The 16,084-nt window shown below is 40.8% G+C and carries 12 protein-coding genes; 11 read left to right on the top strand and 1 reads right to left on the bottom strand.

Annotated features, from left to right (window positions below; genetic code table 11):
- The first annotated feature begins 36 nt into the window (after positions 1–36).
- The 5 genes from AB7E53_RS01000 (at position 37) to rplT (ending at position 5,598) form a co-directional block, all read left to right on the top strand.
- A complete protein-coding gene (locus AB7E53_RS01000; protein WP_179398235.1) occupies positions 37–2,151 on the top strand; it encodes a tetratricopeptide repeat protein in 2,115 nt (704 codons plus the stop codon).
- A 135-nt stretch (positions 2,152–2,286) separates the two neighbouring features.
- The gene (thrS, locus tag AB7E53_RS00995) at positions 2,287–4,242 is read left to right on the top strand and encodes a threonine--tRNA ligase (protein ID WP_350456616.1); all 1,956 of its coding nucleotides are present in this window, start codon (positions 2,287–2,289) and stop codon (positions 4,240–4,242) included.
- A gap of 29 nt (positions 4,243–4,271) precedes the next feature.
- A complete protein-coding gene (gene infC, locus AB7E53_RS00990; protein WP_371689122.1) occupies positions 4,272–4,901 on the top strand; it encodes a translation initiation factor IF-3 in 630 nt (209 codons plus the stop codon).
- 49 nt (positions 4,902–4,950) lie between these two features.
- Positions 4,951–5,148 (top strand): 50S ribosomal protein L35, encoded by a 198-nt coding sequence (gene rpmI / locus AB7E53_RS00985; RefSeq protein ID WP_068183964.1) that lies wholly within the window; start codon positions 4,951–4,953, stop codon positions 5,146–5,148.
- Between the two features lie 105 nt (positions 5,149–5,253).
- Complete coding sequence (gene rplT / locus AB7E53_RS00980) at positions 5,254–5,598, top strand: 50S ribosomal protein L20 (RefSeq protein ID WP_068183962.1); 345 nt, start codon at positions 5,254–5,256, stop codon at positions 5,596–5,598.
- 1,028 nt (positions 5,599–6,626) lie between these two features.
- On the opposite strand, the gene msrA is transcribed toward rplT, so the two are convergent.
- Positions 6,627–7,130, bottom strand: a complete 504-nt coding sequence (gene msrA, locus AB7E53_RS00975; RefSeq protein ID WP_246303305.1) for a peptide-methionine (S)-S-oxide reductase MsrA — start codon at positions 7,128–7,130, stop codon at positions 6,627–6,629.
- Between the two features lie 51 nt (positions 7,131–7,181).
- On the opposite strand from msrA, the gene AB7E53_RS00970 reads away from it, so the two are divergent.
- From AB7E53_RS00970 to rho, 6 genes are all read left to right on the top strand, one after another.
- A complete protein-coding gene (locus AB7E53_RS00970; protein WP_179398238.1) occupies positions 7,182–8,384 on the top strand; it encodes a uracil-xanthine permease family protein in 1,203 nt (400 codons plus the stop codon).
- A 375-nt stretch (positions 8,385–8,759) separates the two neighbouring features.
- Positions 8,760–10,517, top strand: coding sequence for an aspartate--tRNA ligase (gene aspS, locus AB7E53_RS00965; RefSeq protein WP_079683014.1), 1,758 nt, complete (start codon positions 8,760–8,762; stop codon positions 10,515–10,517).
- A gap of 1 nt (position 10,518) precedes the next feature.
- Positions 10,519–11,616, top strand: a complete 1,098-nt coding sequence (locus tag AB7E53_RS00960; protein WP_446773644.1) for a Nif3-like dinuclear metal center hexameric protein — start codon at positions 10,519–10,521, stop codon at positions 11,614–11,616.
- A 1-nt stretch (position 11,617) separates the two neighbouring features.
- Positions 11,618–12,382 carry a zinc ribbon domain-containing protein gene (locus AB7E53_RS00955; RefSeq protein ID WP_079683012.1) on the top strand — a complete coding sequence of 255 codons (765 nt, stop codon included), beginning with the start codon at positions 11,618–11,620 and terminating at the stop codon, positions 12,380–12,382.
- Positions 12,383–12,437: 55 nt separating this feature from the next.
- Positions 12,438–13,751 (top strand): tRNA lysidine(34) synthetase TilS, encoded by a 1,314-nt coding sequence (gene tilS, locus AB7E53_RS00950; RefSeq protein WP_446773642.1) that lies wholly within the window; start codon positions 12,438–12,440, stop codon positions 13,749–13,751.
- 200 nt (positions 13,752–13,951) lie between these two features.
- Positions 13,952–16,012 carry a transcription termination factor Rho gene (gene rho / locus AB7E53_RS00945; RefSeq protein WP_446773640.1) on the top strand — a complete coding sequence of 687 codons (2,061 nt, stop codon included), beginning with the start codon at positions 13,952–13,954 and terminating at the stop codon, positions 16,010–16,012.
- Positions 16,013–16,084: the final 72 nt, after the last annotated feature.

Below are 16,084 nucleotides of genomic sequence, written 5' to 3'. Positions count from 1 at the left end.
TACTTATTTTTGCCTTTCAAACTTATGCAATTTAGGATGAAAAAGGCAATACTGTTTTTACTGATACAATTATGTTCACTTTCGCTGGTCGCTCAGATAAATACTGACAGGGTACTTGCTATTGGGAGGAATGCATTATATTTTGAAGATTATGTACTTTCTATTCAATATTTTAATCAGGTTATCAGATCGAAGCCCTGGTTGGCAGAACCCTATTTTTACAGGGCGATAGCGAAAGTGAATTTAGATGATTTCAAGGGGGCCGAAGAAGACTGTACTTTATGTCTTGAGCGGAACCCTTTTTTAGTACAGGCCTACTACTGCCGGGGTATTGCAAGGCAAAGTCAGGATAATTACGAAGGTGCCATTGCCGATTATACAAAAGGACTTGAGTTTAAGCCCGAAGACCGTCAGATGCTTGTTAACAAGGCGGTTGCAAATATTCAGATGAAAAACTTCAAGGCTGCTGAGACTGAATTCGATAAACTTATGAAGCTCTTCCCTAAATATACGGTAAACTACCTGACCCGTGGTGCTATGTATCTTGAAAAGGGCGATTCTATCAAAGCGTTGGCCGACTATAATAAAGCCATTGAGCTTGATCCCTACTATGCCCAGGCTTATGGCAACAGAGCGTTGTTGCATTATCAGATGAATAAACTTCCGCAGGCCTTGGATGATCTAAACGAAGCTATCCGTCTCGAAACCAGAGAAGGGGGATATTATATAAACCGTGGATTGGTGAAATACCAGCTGAATGACCTCAGAGGGGCCATGGCCGACTATGATCAGGTGATCTGGATGGATAGTCAGAATCTGATTGCCCGTTTTAACCGGGGATTACTCCGCTTCCAGGTTGGAGATAACAACCGGGCAATCGAAGACTTTGATGTAGTAATTGAACTGGAGCCCGATAACTATATGGCATATTACAACCGGGCCTTGTTGTTTATGGAAACGGGTAATTATAGGGGAGCTATAGCCGACTTTAATGTTGTGTTGGAGCAATATCCAAACTTTCTGCCGGGTTATTACAGCCGATCAGAGGCAAAACGCAAGTTAAGGGATGAGAAGGGGGCCGATAGAGATTATTGGACAGCCTTTGAAATGGAGCAGAAGATGAAGAAAGACAAATCGGCTGCCAAACCAAACAACGCTGCAGTGGCACAGAATGGTTCAGGTACGCAGACCGATAACGAAGAAAATACCCGCGAAAAATCGGATAAAAATATAAATAAGTTCAACAGACTTGTAGTATACGACAAAGAAGAGGAGCGCAAGAGCAAGTATCAGAGCGAAGTTCGAGGTCGTGTTCAGGACCGCCATGTACGTGTAGACCTGGAGCCGCTGTTCGTTCTTACATACTATGAAAAGGCAGAGCAGGTAAAGAAGATCGTGTATTACGACAAGATGATCGAGTCTTATAATTCAAAAATGCTGCTTCCAAGGAAATTGCTTGTTACAAATGAAGAGGCAGCCCTTACCGAAGCGCAGATTGGAATGCATTTTGCATCCATTAACGACTACTCTGCCAAGCTGGCCGCAAATCCGAATCTTGCCAATGCATACTTTGGCAGAGCGCTTGATTATATGCTGGTGCAGGACTTTGCCGAAGCAATTGAAGACTTTAACAAAGTGATCGAACTGGATCCCTCTTTTGCCATGGCCTATTTTAACAGAGCAGTTGTCCGTTACAAGCGTCTCGAATACGAGCTTTCGCAGACGGACACCTACAGCAGTCAGGAGCAAAATAACAGTCTTAACCTCAGTACAGCCTCTAAACAGCAGAGCCTCGTCGCACCATCGGCCGATGCTTCAACGGCTAAGTTGAAAGATAACAAACGTGCTTACGAACATGAACTGATCGTCCGCGACTATGATAAAGTTATCCAACTTAATCCGGGTTATGTATATGCCTATTTCAACAGGGGTAACCTGCGGTGTGTACAGCGCGATTTCAGAGCCGCTATCGAAGACTATAATGAAGCTATAAGACGTGATCCGGAATTTGCGGAAGCCTATTTTAACAGAGGACTTACGCGATTGTCTTTAGGAGATACCGATCGGGGTATTGCCGACTTGAGTAAGGCTGGCGAACTTGGAATTATAAATTCGTATAGCATTATAAAGCGCATGACAAGTAACCAGTAAATCCGTTGTTTGATAATAAGATGTTCCAATTTTAATTTTATTACAGTTGGATAATGAAGATTTTAGGTAAATAGTTAATAATTTAAAAAAAGAATGCTACCTTTGCATCCTAGTTTGAAAATGAATGTGCAGAATATGATAAAGATTACATTTCCGGATGATTCCGTAAGAGAATATGCTGAAGGAACAACTGCGATGCAAATTGCAGAAAGCATCAGTTCCCGTTTGGCACAGGATGTGTTGGCTGCCAGCGTTAATGGAGAGATATGGGATTTAACGAGACCTATTACTTCGGATTCGGCAGTTAAATTGTTTAAGTGGGATGACGCAGAAGGAAAGCATGCTTTCTGGCATTCCAGTGCTCACCTTATGGCCGAAGCGCTTCAGGAGCTGTTTCCCGGTACCAAGTTTGGTATAGGCCCGGCGATAGAGAACGGATTTTACTATGATGTAGATCCTGAAACGCCAATAAAAGATAGCGATTTTCCGGCTATCGAAGCTAAAATGCTGGAATTGGTTGCGCGCAAGGAGAGTATTAAAAGAGAAAGTATCTCCAAAGAAGATGCCATCAAAATGTTTGGCGATCGGGGAGAAACCTATAAAACAGAGCTGATCGGCGAATTGGCAGACGGTACGATTACCACCTACACGCAAGGTAACTTTACCGACTTGTGTCGCGGACCGCATTTACCAAACACGTCTTACATTAAGGCTGTTAAGATATTGAGCGTTGCCGGTGCCTATTGGAGAGGCGACGAAAAACGTAAACAGCTGGTTCGTCTCTACGGTATCACCTTCCCTAAGAAGAAGATGCTTGATGAGTATCTGGCTCTATTGGAAGAGGCTAAGAAACGTGACCACCGTAAGTTGGGTAAAGAACTTGAATTGTTTACCTTCTCTCAGGCAGTTGGACAGGGATTACCTTTGTGGTTGCCCCGTGGAACGCAATTACGTATGCGCCTGGAAGACTTCCTGAAACGTATTCAGAAGCGTTATGGTTATCAGCAGGTAATTACTCCGCATATCGGACAGAAGGAATTATATATTACCTCTGGTCACTATGCCAAATATGGAAAAGATTCATTCCAGCCTATCCATACACCGCAGGATGGCGAAGAGTTCTTGCTAAAGCCAATGAACTGTCCGCATCACTGCGAAATTTTCAAAGCATTTCCGCGTTCTTACAAGGATCTGCCTATTCGTTTTGCAGAGTTCGGTACGGTATACCGTTACGAGCAAAGCGGCGAGTTGCATGGATTGACTCGGGTTCGTGGATTTACGCAGGATGATGCCCACCTGTTTTGCCGTCCGGATCAGCTGAAGGATGAGTTCCTGAAAGTGATGGATATTATATTCATAATTTTCAAAGCACTCGACTTCGAGAATTTTGAAGCACAGATTTCATTGAGAGATCCGAATAATAAAGAAAAATATATCGGTTCTGACGAGAACTGGGACAAAGCAGAACGAGCTATTGTTGAAGCATGTCAGGAAAAGGGTCTTAAGGCTAAAGTAGAACTTGGCGAAGCTGCATTCTACGGACCAAAGCTCGACTTTATGGTTAAAGACGCCATTGGCCGTCGCTGGCAGCTTGGAACGATTCAGGTTGACTATAACCTGCCCGAGCGCTTTGAACTAGAATATACCGGAGATGATAACAAGAAACACCGTCCTGTTATGATTCACCGTGCTCCGTTCGGTTCTATGGAACGATTTGTTGCAGTTCTTATCGAGCACACCGGAGGTAAATTCCCCTTGTGGCTTACACCAGACCAGGTGGTAATCATGCCTATCAGCGAGAAGTTCAACGAATATGCATACAAGGTATCTTCAATACTCGAAGATCAGGATATAAGAGTCCTTGTTGATGATAGAAATGAGAAAATTGGCCGTAAGATACGTGACAATGAATTGAAGCGCATCCCATATATGCTGGTTGTGGGAGAGAAAGAAGCAGAAAATGATGAAGTTTCTGTAAGAAAACAGGGCGAAGGTGATAAAGGTTCGATGAATATTACTACCTTTGCATCGCTTTTGAATGCAGAAGTGGAAGAAATGATGAACCACTGGCAAAAGAAAGAAGGTAAATAACTAATAAGGAGGAGAATAAATCTTTTTGAATGAAGAATGACAATCTGAAAGAACAGTATCGAATTAACGAACGTATCCGTGTACGTGAGGTTCGTTTAGTGGGTGATAACGTAGAACAAGGGGTTTTCCCTACATCACAGGCATTGCGAATTGCTGAAGACTTGGGACTTGATCTTGTTGAAATTTCGCCAAATGCTGCCCCCCCCGTTTGTAAAGTAACCGATTATCAGAAATTTCTCTATCAGCAAAAAAAGCGTCAGAAAGAGCAGAAGGCTAAATCTGTTAAAGTGGTGGTAAAAGAAATTCGTTTCGGACCTCAGACAGATGACCATGATTATGACTTTAAATTAAAGCATGCTAAAGGGTTCCTTGAAGAAGGAGCTAAGGTTAAAGCTTATGTTTTCTTTAAGGGAAGATCGATCCTTTTCAAAGAGCAGGGAGAAGTTTTGCTTCTGAGATTTGCCAATGATTTGGAAGATTATGGTAAGGTTGAACAGCTTCCGGTGTTGGAAGGCAAGCGTATGATTATTATGCTTACTCCCAAGAAAGCTCCGGTTCCACAGCCGCAAAAGCCACCTCAGTCTGCAGCTCCGGTTAAAAAGGTTATTGTAACACCTAAACCAAAGCCTGTCTCTGAAGAGAATAACGAAAATGAATAAAAACGTTTGAAAGAACGTTTATTAGTTAATAATTAAAATAAATTGGAAAATGCCTAAGATGAAGACTAATTCCGGTGCCAAAAAGAGGTTCGCCCTTACCGGATCAGGTAAAATCAAAAGAAAACACGCTTTTAAAAGTCATATTTTGACTAAAAAGACTACGAAGCGCAAAAGAAACCTTACACACATTGGTCTTGTAGACAAAGTGGATGTAAACAACGTTAAGCAGTTGCTTTGCCTTAAGTAATCTTAATTAACAGCGAGTTTTAAACAACGATTTTTATTAACCGAGTGCATTAGCAAATTAAAGTTCATCGAAAGATGGCGCTAACATTCAAAACAGATTAGAATTATGCCTAGATCAGTAAATCATGTTGCTTCAAGAGCAAAAAGAAAAAGGATTTTAAAACTTACCAGAGGTTATTATGGTGCAAGAAAAAACGTTTGGACCGTAGCAAAAAACACCTGGGAAAAAGGTTTGACTTATGCTTTCCGTGACCGCCGTAACAAGAAACGTAACTTCCGCGCATTGTGGATTCAACGTATCAACGCAGCTGCACGTTTGGAAGGTATGTCTTACTCACGTTTGATGGGAGCTTTACACGCTGCCGGAATCGAAATGAACCGTAAGGTATTAGCCGATTTGGCTGTAAATCACCCAGAAGCCTTCAAAGCTATCGTAGCAAAGGTTAAGTAAGTTTTTTATTAACAATATTAAATATCGTGAGCAATGTATATTGTCTCACGATATTTTTTTTGTACATAGGTGAGCTTCTTCCAGTACAGAATTAACATTCAGGTTTTAAACATCCTATCCCTTATTATATCCTGCTTATTTATTGCTGACTTATTTTCGAGGACTGGCTTGTGTACTTCCCTTAAGCATACGGGGGCCTATTTGTTTCATAACGATAAATTATCTCTGTTGTAACTATAAACTATTATCTTTATAACTATGAACTATTCGTTTGACATATGTTGAACGCAAGTTATCCAATTGTTTACTTTGCGTTCAACATATGACAAACGCAAGATGCACAATTGGCAAACGAATAGATCTTCGTATTCAAAATATTAGATCATAATAGGGAATGTAGTATGTTATAAGGATGATAGGTTTAGTTTAGTTAAGGGTTGGTGTGGGCTATAAATGGATTTACCATGCCATATAATTAGTTTATAGATAAAATAAGAAAAGTGAGTATATTAATGGATGAAGAAGCATGTATCTCAACTAAATGAGAGATGAAGAAAGTGTACAGGGGAGATAAAAAAAGCGGAAACCGTTTAAGATTTCCGCTTTGATATATTAAAGAAAGCCGCACTGAAGATATGAATAAACTCCGTGTGACAGGTTTTGAGTGCTTCGCCGTCTTTGTAATCCGCTGTGCGATGCATGCCCCGAAGGGTGCGGCCCGCCATTGACAACGAGAGCTTGTCTCGGAATTAAAAATACTGATGAGTTTGCCAATCGAACAAGTGCGGCTTAACTCATTTTCTGTACAACAAAGATAGAAAATGTAATTGGAATAGCCAAATTTTTTAGTCTAAAAATCGTTGCTAAAACCATAAATCTACCTTTAAAAATCATTGCATTTACAAATAACCATCCGGATGTTGGTTGTCCTCGTGCGTTGCAATTAAGCAGTTATTTTATACTTAATTTGGGGGACATCTTCAAACAACTCAGGACTATAAAGAAATACGAAATATGTTTATCCTGCGTTAAAATATTTTCTTATAAATATGACAATAAGGTGTATCTTCTTTTTTATCGTAATAATGTTGATGATAGTCTTCTGCTACCCAAAATTTACAGGCGGGCTCTAATGCGGTAGCGACCTTGTGCCCCATATTCGATAAAATAGCAATATACTTTTCTGCTGTTTCTTTCTGTTTTTCGTCTGTATAGAAAATTACAGATCTGTATTGCGTGCCTATGTCGGGACCCTGACCGCCAACTTGTGTAAAGTCGTGTGTCTCAAAATATAATTCCAATACCTTGTCGAATGAGATCTCTTCCGGATCAAAATTCACTTCCACTGTTTCCACATGCCCGGTAAGTCCGGTTTTAACTTCGGGATAGGTAGGGTTTTCAAGTTCGCCGCCCATATAACCAACAAAGGTAGACGTAACGCCAAATGCTTTGTTCAGATGATATTGAGTTCCCCAAAAACAACCTGAAGCCAAATACGCTTTTTCATTTTTTTTGTTTGCAGATTCCATCATTATATAAAATTTGGATAAATTATTTATCTTTGCACAAATGTACTAAATTTAATGGAGAAAAATCAACACCTAAATCCCTTTCAAAAAACTGTTGTAGGGGTTCAATTCTTGTTCGTGGCTTTTGGTGCCACAGTCTTAGTGCCGCTTCTCGTTGGGTTAGATCCCTCTACTGCGCTCTTTACCGCAGGACTTGGCACACTTATCTTTCATTTAGTTACCAAAGGTAAAGTTCCGGTTTTTTTAGGAAGTAGTTTTGCATTCATCGCGCCTATTTTGAAGGCGACCGAATTGTACGGCCTTCCGGGAACATTATCCGGATTTGTAGCTGTGGGTGCCGTTTATGGAATAATGAGTTTGCTTATCAAATGGCGTGGAATTAGTTTTATTCACCGGCTTTTTCCTCCGGTAGTGGTAGGTCCTGTAATTATTCTTATCGGTTTATCTTTGGCTGGAACCGGAGTAAACATGGCTAAGGATAACTGGATTCTGGCTCTGGTTGCTTTATTTACGGCAGTATGTGTTACAATGCTGGGTAAGGGTTTGCTTAAGCTTATTCCTATTTTTTCAGGAATAATTGTTGGCTATGTAGTAGGTCTGCTGTTTTTTGACATTGATTTGGCACCGGTAGCTGCTGCACCCTGGTTTTCGTTACCTCAATTTGTAACTCCACATTTTTCTTTGGAAGCAGTTCTGTTTTTAGCCCCGGTTGCCATCGCTCCGGTGATTGAACATGTGGGTGATATTTATGCGGTAAATTCGGTTACAGGAAAAGATTTTGTGAAAGATCCTGGATTGCATCGTACCATGTTGGGTGATGGATTGGCTTGTGCTGCGGCCGGTATCATCGGAGGACCTCCCGTAACTACCTATTCGGAAGTAACAGGAGCTATTTCTCTTACCAAAATTACAGATCCTGTTGTTATTCGTATTGCTGCGGTTGCAGGTATCTTGTTTTCAGTTTTTGGAAAGGTAAGTGCATTGTTAAAAACTATTCCTGCACCAGTGTTGGGTGGAATTATGATGCTGTTGTTCGGAACGATTGCTTCGGTTGGTATCAATAACCTGATCAGAAATAAAACAGATTTGGGTAATACCCGTAACCTGATTATTTCGTCGTTGATTCTTACCTTCGGTATCGGCGGTGCAGTATTTCAGTTTGGCGAATTTACCATTGCAGGAATTGGTTTAGCTTCATTGATCGGTGTTATTCTGAATTTGGTCTTGCCTAACCATACTAAAGTGGCTCACGAATAATGTGTATTATTTAATGAGGCATCATTCCTTTTAATGATTTCAATCAGTCCCGGTCTGGTCTGCGTACACATTTAGACCAACCTGAGGCTGTTTATCATACTATATACCGGTTGTTAGTTTCGGAAAGTTCTGCAAACTATCAATCGGTATAATTGTTTTACGTTGCAACATCTACGAATCCTTATTTGGTGTGCACACATTTTAAATAAGAAGTTACTTCCAAACAGTCAAACGCAACCTTATCCGATCACTTTAACATAAAAAGGCTCCCATTTTATTGATACTTTTTCAATCATCACAAGAATTAATAAAGTATTTTATGTAAGTTTGCAGTATCGTTTGTAAAAGAAAACAATTATACATATTTATACCTTTATGTACAGAAACAGAACATGTGGAGAATTACGCCTTGCCAATGAAGGGGAAGTCGTAATTTTGGCCGGCTGGGTCCAGAAAACCCGTAAAATGGGAGGGATGACCTTTGTCGATATTCGTGACCGTTATGGTATTACGCAGCTGGTGTTTAATCAGGAAACAAATGCCGATCTTTGTGAAAAGGCAAATAAACTGGGACGCGAATTTGTAATTCAGGCAACCGGAACAGTAAAAGAGCGTTCAAGTAAAAATATGAATATTCCAACAGGCGAGATCGAAATCATTGTTTCGGACTTAAACGTCTTGAATAGCTCGGTTACACCTCCGTTTACGATTGAGGATGACACGGATGGCGGAGACGACCTGCGTATGAAGTATCGTTACCTGGACTTGCGTCGTTCTTCTGTACGTGCCAACCTGGAGCTTCGTCATAAGATGACCATTGCCGTGCGTCAGTATCTTGACCAACAGAATTTCCTGGAAGTGGAAACTCCGGTGCTTATTAAATCGACTCCCGAAGGTGCACGCGACTTTGTTGTTCCTTCGCGTATGAATGCCGGACAGTTTTATGCACTGCCACAGTCGCCTCAAACCTTTAAGCAATTGCTGATGGTTTCGGGATTTGACCGTTACTTCCAGATTGTGAAGTGTTTCCGTGATGAAGACCTTCGTGCCGACCGCCAGCCTGAGTTTACTCAGATTGACTGCGAAATGAGTTTTGTAGAACAGGAAGATATTCTTTCATTATTTGAAGGAATGGCCAAATATTTGTTTAAAACCATCCGTGGTATAGAATATAAAGAATCGTTTGCACGTATTACCTGGCACGATGCCATGAAGTATTATGGAAGCGACAAACCGGACCTTCGCTTTGATATGAAGTTTGTAGAATTAATGGACATCATGCAAGGTAAAGGGTTCTCTGTTTTTGATAATGCAGCCTATGTAGGAGGTATTTGCGCAGAAGGTGCGGCATCTTATACCCGTAAGCAGCTGGATGCCCTTACCGATTTTGTTAAACGTCCGCAGGTTGGAGCCAAAGGAATGGTTTATGCACGCGTAGAAGCAGATGGAACTGTTAAATCGAGTGTGGATAAATTCTATACCCAGGAAACGTTGCAGGAGATGAAAGCAGCCTTTAATGCTAAACCGGGCGACTTGATTCTTATCCTTTCTGGAGATGATGTAATGAAAACACGTAAGCAATTGTGTGAATTACGTCTCGAAATGGGAAATCAACTGGGACTGCGTGACAAAAATAATTTTGTATGTTTATGGGTTGTGGACTTCCCCTTGTTTGAGTGGGACGAAGAAACTAAGCGTTTCTATGCAATGCACCATCCATTTACGTCGCCAAAGCCGGAAGATATTCCGCTGTTGGATACTAACCCCGGAGAAGTTCGCGCCAATGCCTATGATATGGTTATCAATGGTGTCGAAGTGGGAGGTGGATCTATTCGTATTCATGACAGTGCCTTGCAGCAGAAGATGTTTAAATTACTTGGATTTACAGACGAGAAAGCTCAGGAACAATTTGGCTTCCTGATGAATGCATTTAAATATGGTGCTCCTCCTCATGGTGGATTGGCTTATGGTCTGGATCGTTGGGTTTCTTTGTTTGCCGGTCTCGATTCGATCAGAGATTGTATTGCATTCCCGAAAAACAACTCGGGACGCGATGTTATGATTGATGCACCTGCACCAATTGATATCGAACAGCTGGAAGAGTTGAATCTGGTAGTAGACATAAAGGAATAAGATGGTACGTGTAAGAGATATACTGAAAGAAATAGAACAGTATGCTCCGCTGCCATTACAAGAAGACTTTGATAATGCCGGTGTGCAGGTTGGAGATATTAACCAACCTGCAACCGGTGTGCTTTTTTGTGTAGATGTTACCGAAGAGGTTATTGATGAAGCCCTCGAATTGGATTGTAATCTTATTATTTCGCACCATCCGCTGGCCTTTAAGCCCTTTAAATCGTTGACCGGTTCTACCTATATCGAACGATGTATGATAAAGGCCTGTAAACATGATCTGGTGATTTATGCAGCGCATACCAACCTGGATAATGCCACGGGAGGAGTGAACTATAAACTGGCCGAAATGATAGGGTTGCAAAATGTGCGTATATTAAGTCCCCTGAAGTCTTCCTTGCTTAAACTGGTTACATTCGTACCCGCGTCGCATGCCGAAGCGGTAAGGCAGGCATTGTTCAATGCAGGGGCAGGTTGTATCGGCAATTACGATTCATGCAGCTTCAATGTGAGTGGAGAGGGTAGTTTCAGAGCAAAAGAGGGTGCTAATCCTTTCTGCGGAGATATAGGCGACCTGCATACAGAACCCGAAGTACGTATTGAAACAGTGCTTCCCGTAAGTATGAAAAGTGCAGTGATAAAGTCGCTGATGTCTGTTCATCCCTACGAAGAGCCTGCATACGATTTGTATCCGCTGGCAAATAACTGGACACAGGCAGGTTCCGGTGTAGTAGGAGAGTTGCCCGAAAGTGAAGATGAACAGAGCTTTTTACTACGGATTAAAAATATATTCCATTTAAAAAGCTTGACGCATTCTCCTTTTACAGGTAAAAATATACGTGAAGTTGCTATTTGCGGTGGAAGCGGAGCATTCCTGATAAAAGATGCCATAGCTTATGGCGCCGATGTATTTATTACGGGCGAAGCGAAGTATAACGACTATTATAATGTGGAAGATCGGATATTATTGGCTGTAATTGGTCATTATGAGTCGGAAGAATGTACAAAAGAGATATTCTATACAATAATATCAAAAAAATTTCCTACCTTTGCCCTGCATTTTTCGAATGTTAATTCAAACCCGGTAAAATATTTATAGAATGGCTACAGAGAAACAATCAGCTGAAAAAGAAGTTACAGTTGAAGAAAAGCTTTCCAGGCTGTATCAACTTCAGACGATGGTGACTGAGATCGATAAGATCAAGACGCTTCGTGGTGAACTGCCTTTGGAAGTTCAGGATTTAGAGGATGAGATAGCAGGTCTTGAAACTCGTCTTCAAAATTATCAGTCTGAAATTAAGTACTTCGAGACTTCTGTTGTAGAACAAAAGAACAAGATTGCTGATTCAACCGGACTGATTGAAAAGTATAAATCGCAGTTGGATAACGTACGTAATAACCGCGAATTCGATAATCTTTCGAAAGAAATTGAATTCCAGGGACTGGAAATTGAATTCTCTGAAAAGAAAATTCGTGAGTTCAGTGCTGCTGCAGTTGCGAAAAGAGAGGAAATCGCCCAGATTACCGAGACATTGGATGGACGTAAGGCCGACCTTGCTCAAAAACAAGGGGAATTGGAAGAGATTGTTTCTGAAACCAAACAGGAGGAAGAAAAACTTAGAGAAAAGGCCAAAAAGCTTGAAGCTTCCATCGAACCTCGTTTATTATCGGCATTTAAACGTATCCGTAAAGGTGCACGCAACGGTTTGGCTGTTGTTTATATCCAGCGTGATGCATGTGGTGGTTGCTTTAATAAAATACCGCCCCAGAAGCAGATGGACATCAAACTTCGTAAGAAAATCATTGTTTGCGAATATTGTGGTCGTATTATGATCGACCCGGAATTGGCAGGCGTAGAAGTATAAACAATTACCGAAGCATACAGATAGGGATACGCAAAACGTATCCCTATGTTGTTTTATGAAGGAACAAATACAGCAATACATTATTCAGCACCAATTGCTATCCGGAGAAAAGCCGGTTGTAGTTGGAATAAGTGGCGGAGCAGATTCTGTTGCTTTGCTTCATATACTTGTATCCTTAGGATATAAATGCATTGCAGCTCATTGTAATTTTAATTTGCGTGGAGACGAATCCTTCAGAGACGAGCAAATTACGATCGATTTTACCAAACGGTTACAGGTTCCTTTATGTAAAATATCCTTCGAAACCAATAAATATGCACAGGAGAACAGACTTTCTGTAGAAATGGCTGCCCGAGAACTGCGGTATAGATGGTTTGAAGAGCTTCTTAATACATACGATGCCGATGCGGTTGCCGTGGCTCACCATCGGGATGATAGTGTGGAGACACTGCTTATTAATCTGACAAGGGGTAGCGGGATTACAGGTTTAACGGGTATTAAACCTAAAAATGGGAATGTAGTACGTCCATTGCTGTGTGTATCCAGAGAGGATATTTATGCTTATATAGAAAATAACGGTTTGGAATATGTAACAGACAGTTCCAATAGTTCTGATATATATACGCGTAACTTTATCCGGTTGAAAGTAATTCCCTTATTGGAAGAGATCAATCCGTCTGTTAAAGCTTCTTTGGCCCGAACGGCAAATCATTTGTACGATGCTTCGCTGATTTATAATCACTCGATTGAAGAAGCCAGAAAAGTAATAATCCAAAACAACCGATTGTCTATTTCTGTTTTATTATCGTTCCCAGCACCGGCAACCATTCTGTATGAAATGCTTAAACCCTATGGGTTTAGCCGAACAGTCTGCGAATCTATCTTTACTGTACTTGATAAAGATTCCGGGAAAATCTTTTATTCATCCACGCACCGCCTGCTTAAAGATCGTTCCGATTTGCTGATTGATGTTCTGTCGGGAGAGGATAACAGAGCTTATCTGATTAACCTGGAAGATGATAATGTAGATTTGCCCGTTGAACTTAAACCTGAGATAGTTGTTATTAAAGAAGACTACCAGATCGAAAAAGATAAAAAGTTTGCTTATTTTGATTTTGATAAATTATCTTTTCCACTCGTTTTAAGACATTGGCAAGAGGGAGATTGGTTTGTTCCATTCGGAATGAAAGGAAAGAAAAAAATTAGCGACTATTTTAGTGATAAGAAATTTTCGCTGTTCGATAAAGAGAAAACATGGCTTTTATGCAGTGGACAAGATGTAATCTGGATTGTTGGTGAACGTACAGATAACAGGTATCGCATTGAAAAAACAACAAAAAGAGTTTTAAAACTAAAATTTATCGATTGAAATTACTAAATGTGAAAACTATTTAGTAAATTTGCACAGTTTTACTACACAGATATGTTTTCGGTACATCAAATCGAGTAAACAGTCCGGTATTATTCAAAATGATTTTATTACCAAATTTATAATGATACAATGATGACGTTGTGCACGCATCGTAATGATGAGCATGTTGTGCGCCGTTGATATTATTCCTACGCAATATGCAAAAATATAACATTCTAGAACTAAATGAAAAACTCCTGACGGAATTGCAATCAATTGCCTCAGAGTTAGGTATCAAGAAAGCCGAATCTTTAAAGAAAGAAGAGCTTGTCTATCGAATTCTTGATGAGCAGGCTATTTCATATGCAGGTATTCAGGCAGAAAAAGAAAAAGAAAAAGAGGCTAAAAAAGCCGAAAAACAACAAGCAAAAGCAAAAGCTCCTCAGGCTAAATCAGCAGCACCCAAGGCAAAGAGCCCTAAACCTAATACAGATAAAGAGCCAAATGTCAAGCAAGTTGCTGTAAAAGAAACAAAATCAACCTTAGCTCCTCCGGTATTGAAATCTGCTGCAGAGACGAAAGCAGTACCAGAGGTAAAAGCTCAGGAGGTTAAGCCTGTGGTAGTTGAAACACCTGCTACTGAAGAGGTAAAGCCTATTGCTGAATCGCAGGAACGCAAGAAGAGAATTCGGATTGAGAAAAAGGAAAAGGTAGCTGGAGCAGCTGTTTCGGCAGATTCAAAAGATCAGACAGTAGTTGTTACAACAACTCCGGTTCAACCAGTTCAACAATCGGTTCAAAATACAATCGAATTTAAAGCAGAGAAAGAACAACCGGTTGCCGAAGCCGAAAAGAAGGTTACACCAACTGTTGAAGTGGCTGCCGATAAAGAAAAGGTAGAACAACAGGATGCCCCTGCTGCAACTGCTTCTGATGAACCTAAAAGAGTTGTATTCAGACACAGTGGTGCAGGAACCAGCTCCGTACTTGATCAGGTATTTCCATTCTCATCTACTCCTTCAAGACCAGAAGCTCCCAAAGCTGCTCAACCAGAAAATCATGCTCGTCAGCAGAACCAACGCCAAGCCAATTTTAATAATCCAAGAAATGCATCTCAGCCTGTAGCTTCACAGGAGAAGCCATATGAATTTGATGGAATACTGATTGGTACGGGTGTATTGGAGATGATGCCGGATGGTTATGGATTCCTTCGTTCATCTGATTATAATTATCTTACTTCGCCGGATGATGTATACGTTTCTCAGTCTCAGATCAAACTGTTTGGTTTAAAAACAGGAGATGTGGTAGAAGGAGCCATACGTCCTCCAAAGGAAGGTGAAAAGTATTTTCCACTTGTTAAAGTGGATAAAATCAATGGCCGTACTCCCGAAGAAGTTCGCGACAGGGTACCGTTTGATCATCTTACCCCTTTGTTCCCGGATCAGAAGTTCATGCTTACTGCACGTAATACTCCAAAAGTATATGATAAGATTGCAGTTCGTGTGGTAGATTTATTCTCACCCATTGGAAAAGGACAACGCGGACTTATCGTTGCACAGCCTAAAACTGGTAAGACAATGTTACTTAAGGATATTGCCAATGCAATTGCAGCCAACCATCCAGAGGTATATATGATTGTTTTATTGATTGACGAACGTCCTGAAGAGGTTACGGATATGGCCCGTAGCGTAGATGCAGAGGTAATTGCTTCTACATTTGACGAACCGGCCGAGCGCCATGTGAAAATTGCCGAAATTGTTCTGAACAAGGCAAAACGAATGGTCGAATGCGGACATGATGTCGTTATTTTGCTTGACTCGATCACTCGTCTGGCTCGTGCGTATAATACTGTACAGCCGGCTTCGGGTAAAGTATTGTCGGGTGGGGTGGATGCCAATGCACTTCAGAAACCAAAACGTTTCTTCGGTGCTGCCCGTAATATCGAAAACGGAGGTAGTCTTACTATTCTTGCCACCGCTTTAACTGAAACTGGTTCAAAAATGGATGATGTTATTTTTGAAGAGTTTAAAGGTACAGGTAACATGGAGCTTCAGCTTGATAGAAAATTATCTAATAAGCGTATTTATCCAGCTGTAGATATAACGGCTTCAAGTACAAGACGTGATGATCTGCTGCAGGATGAAGCCACATTAAATCGTATGTGGATCTTACGTAAATATCTTTCGGATATGAACTCGCTGGAAGCAATGGAGTTTGTTAAGAAACGTATGGAGCAAACTTATGATAACATGGAATTTCTGGCTTCTATGAACGGATAATTTTCCAAATAGTATAAAAAGAAAAAGGGCGTCTCTAAGCAGTGATGCCCTTTTCTTTTTATATTTGCAATG

The sequence above is a fragment of the Macellibacteroides sp. genome, assembly GCF_050251695.1.
GTDB lineage: Bacteria > Bacteroidota > Bacteroidia > Bacteroidales > Tannerellaceae > Macellibacteroides > Macellibacteroides fermentans.
The sequence above is the reverse complement of the archived record's forward strand: the minus strand, read 5'-3'. Positions and strand labels throughout refer to the sequence as shown.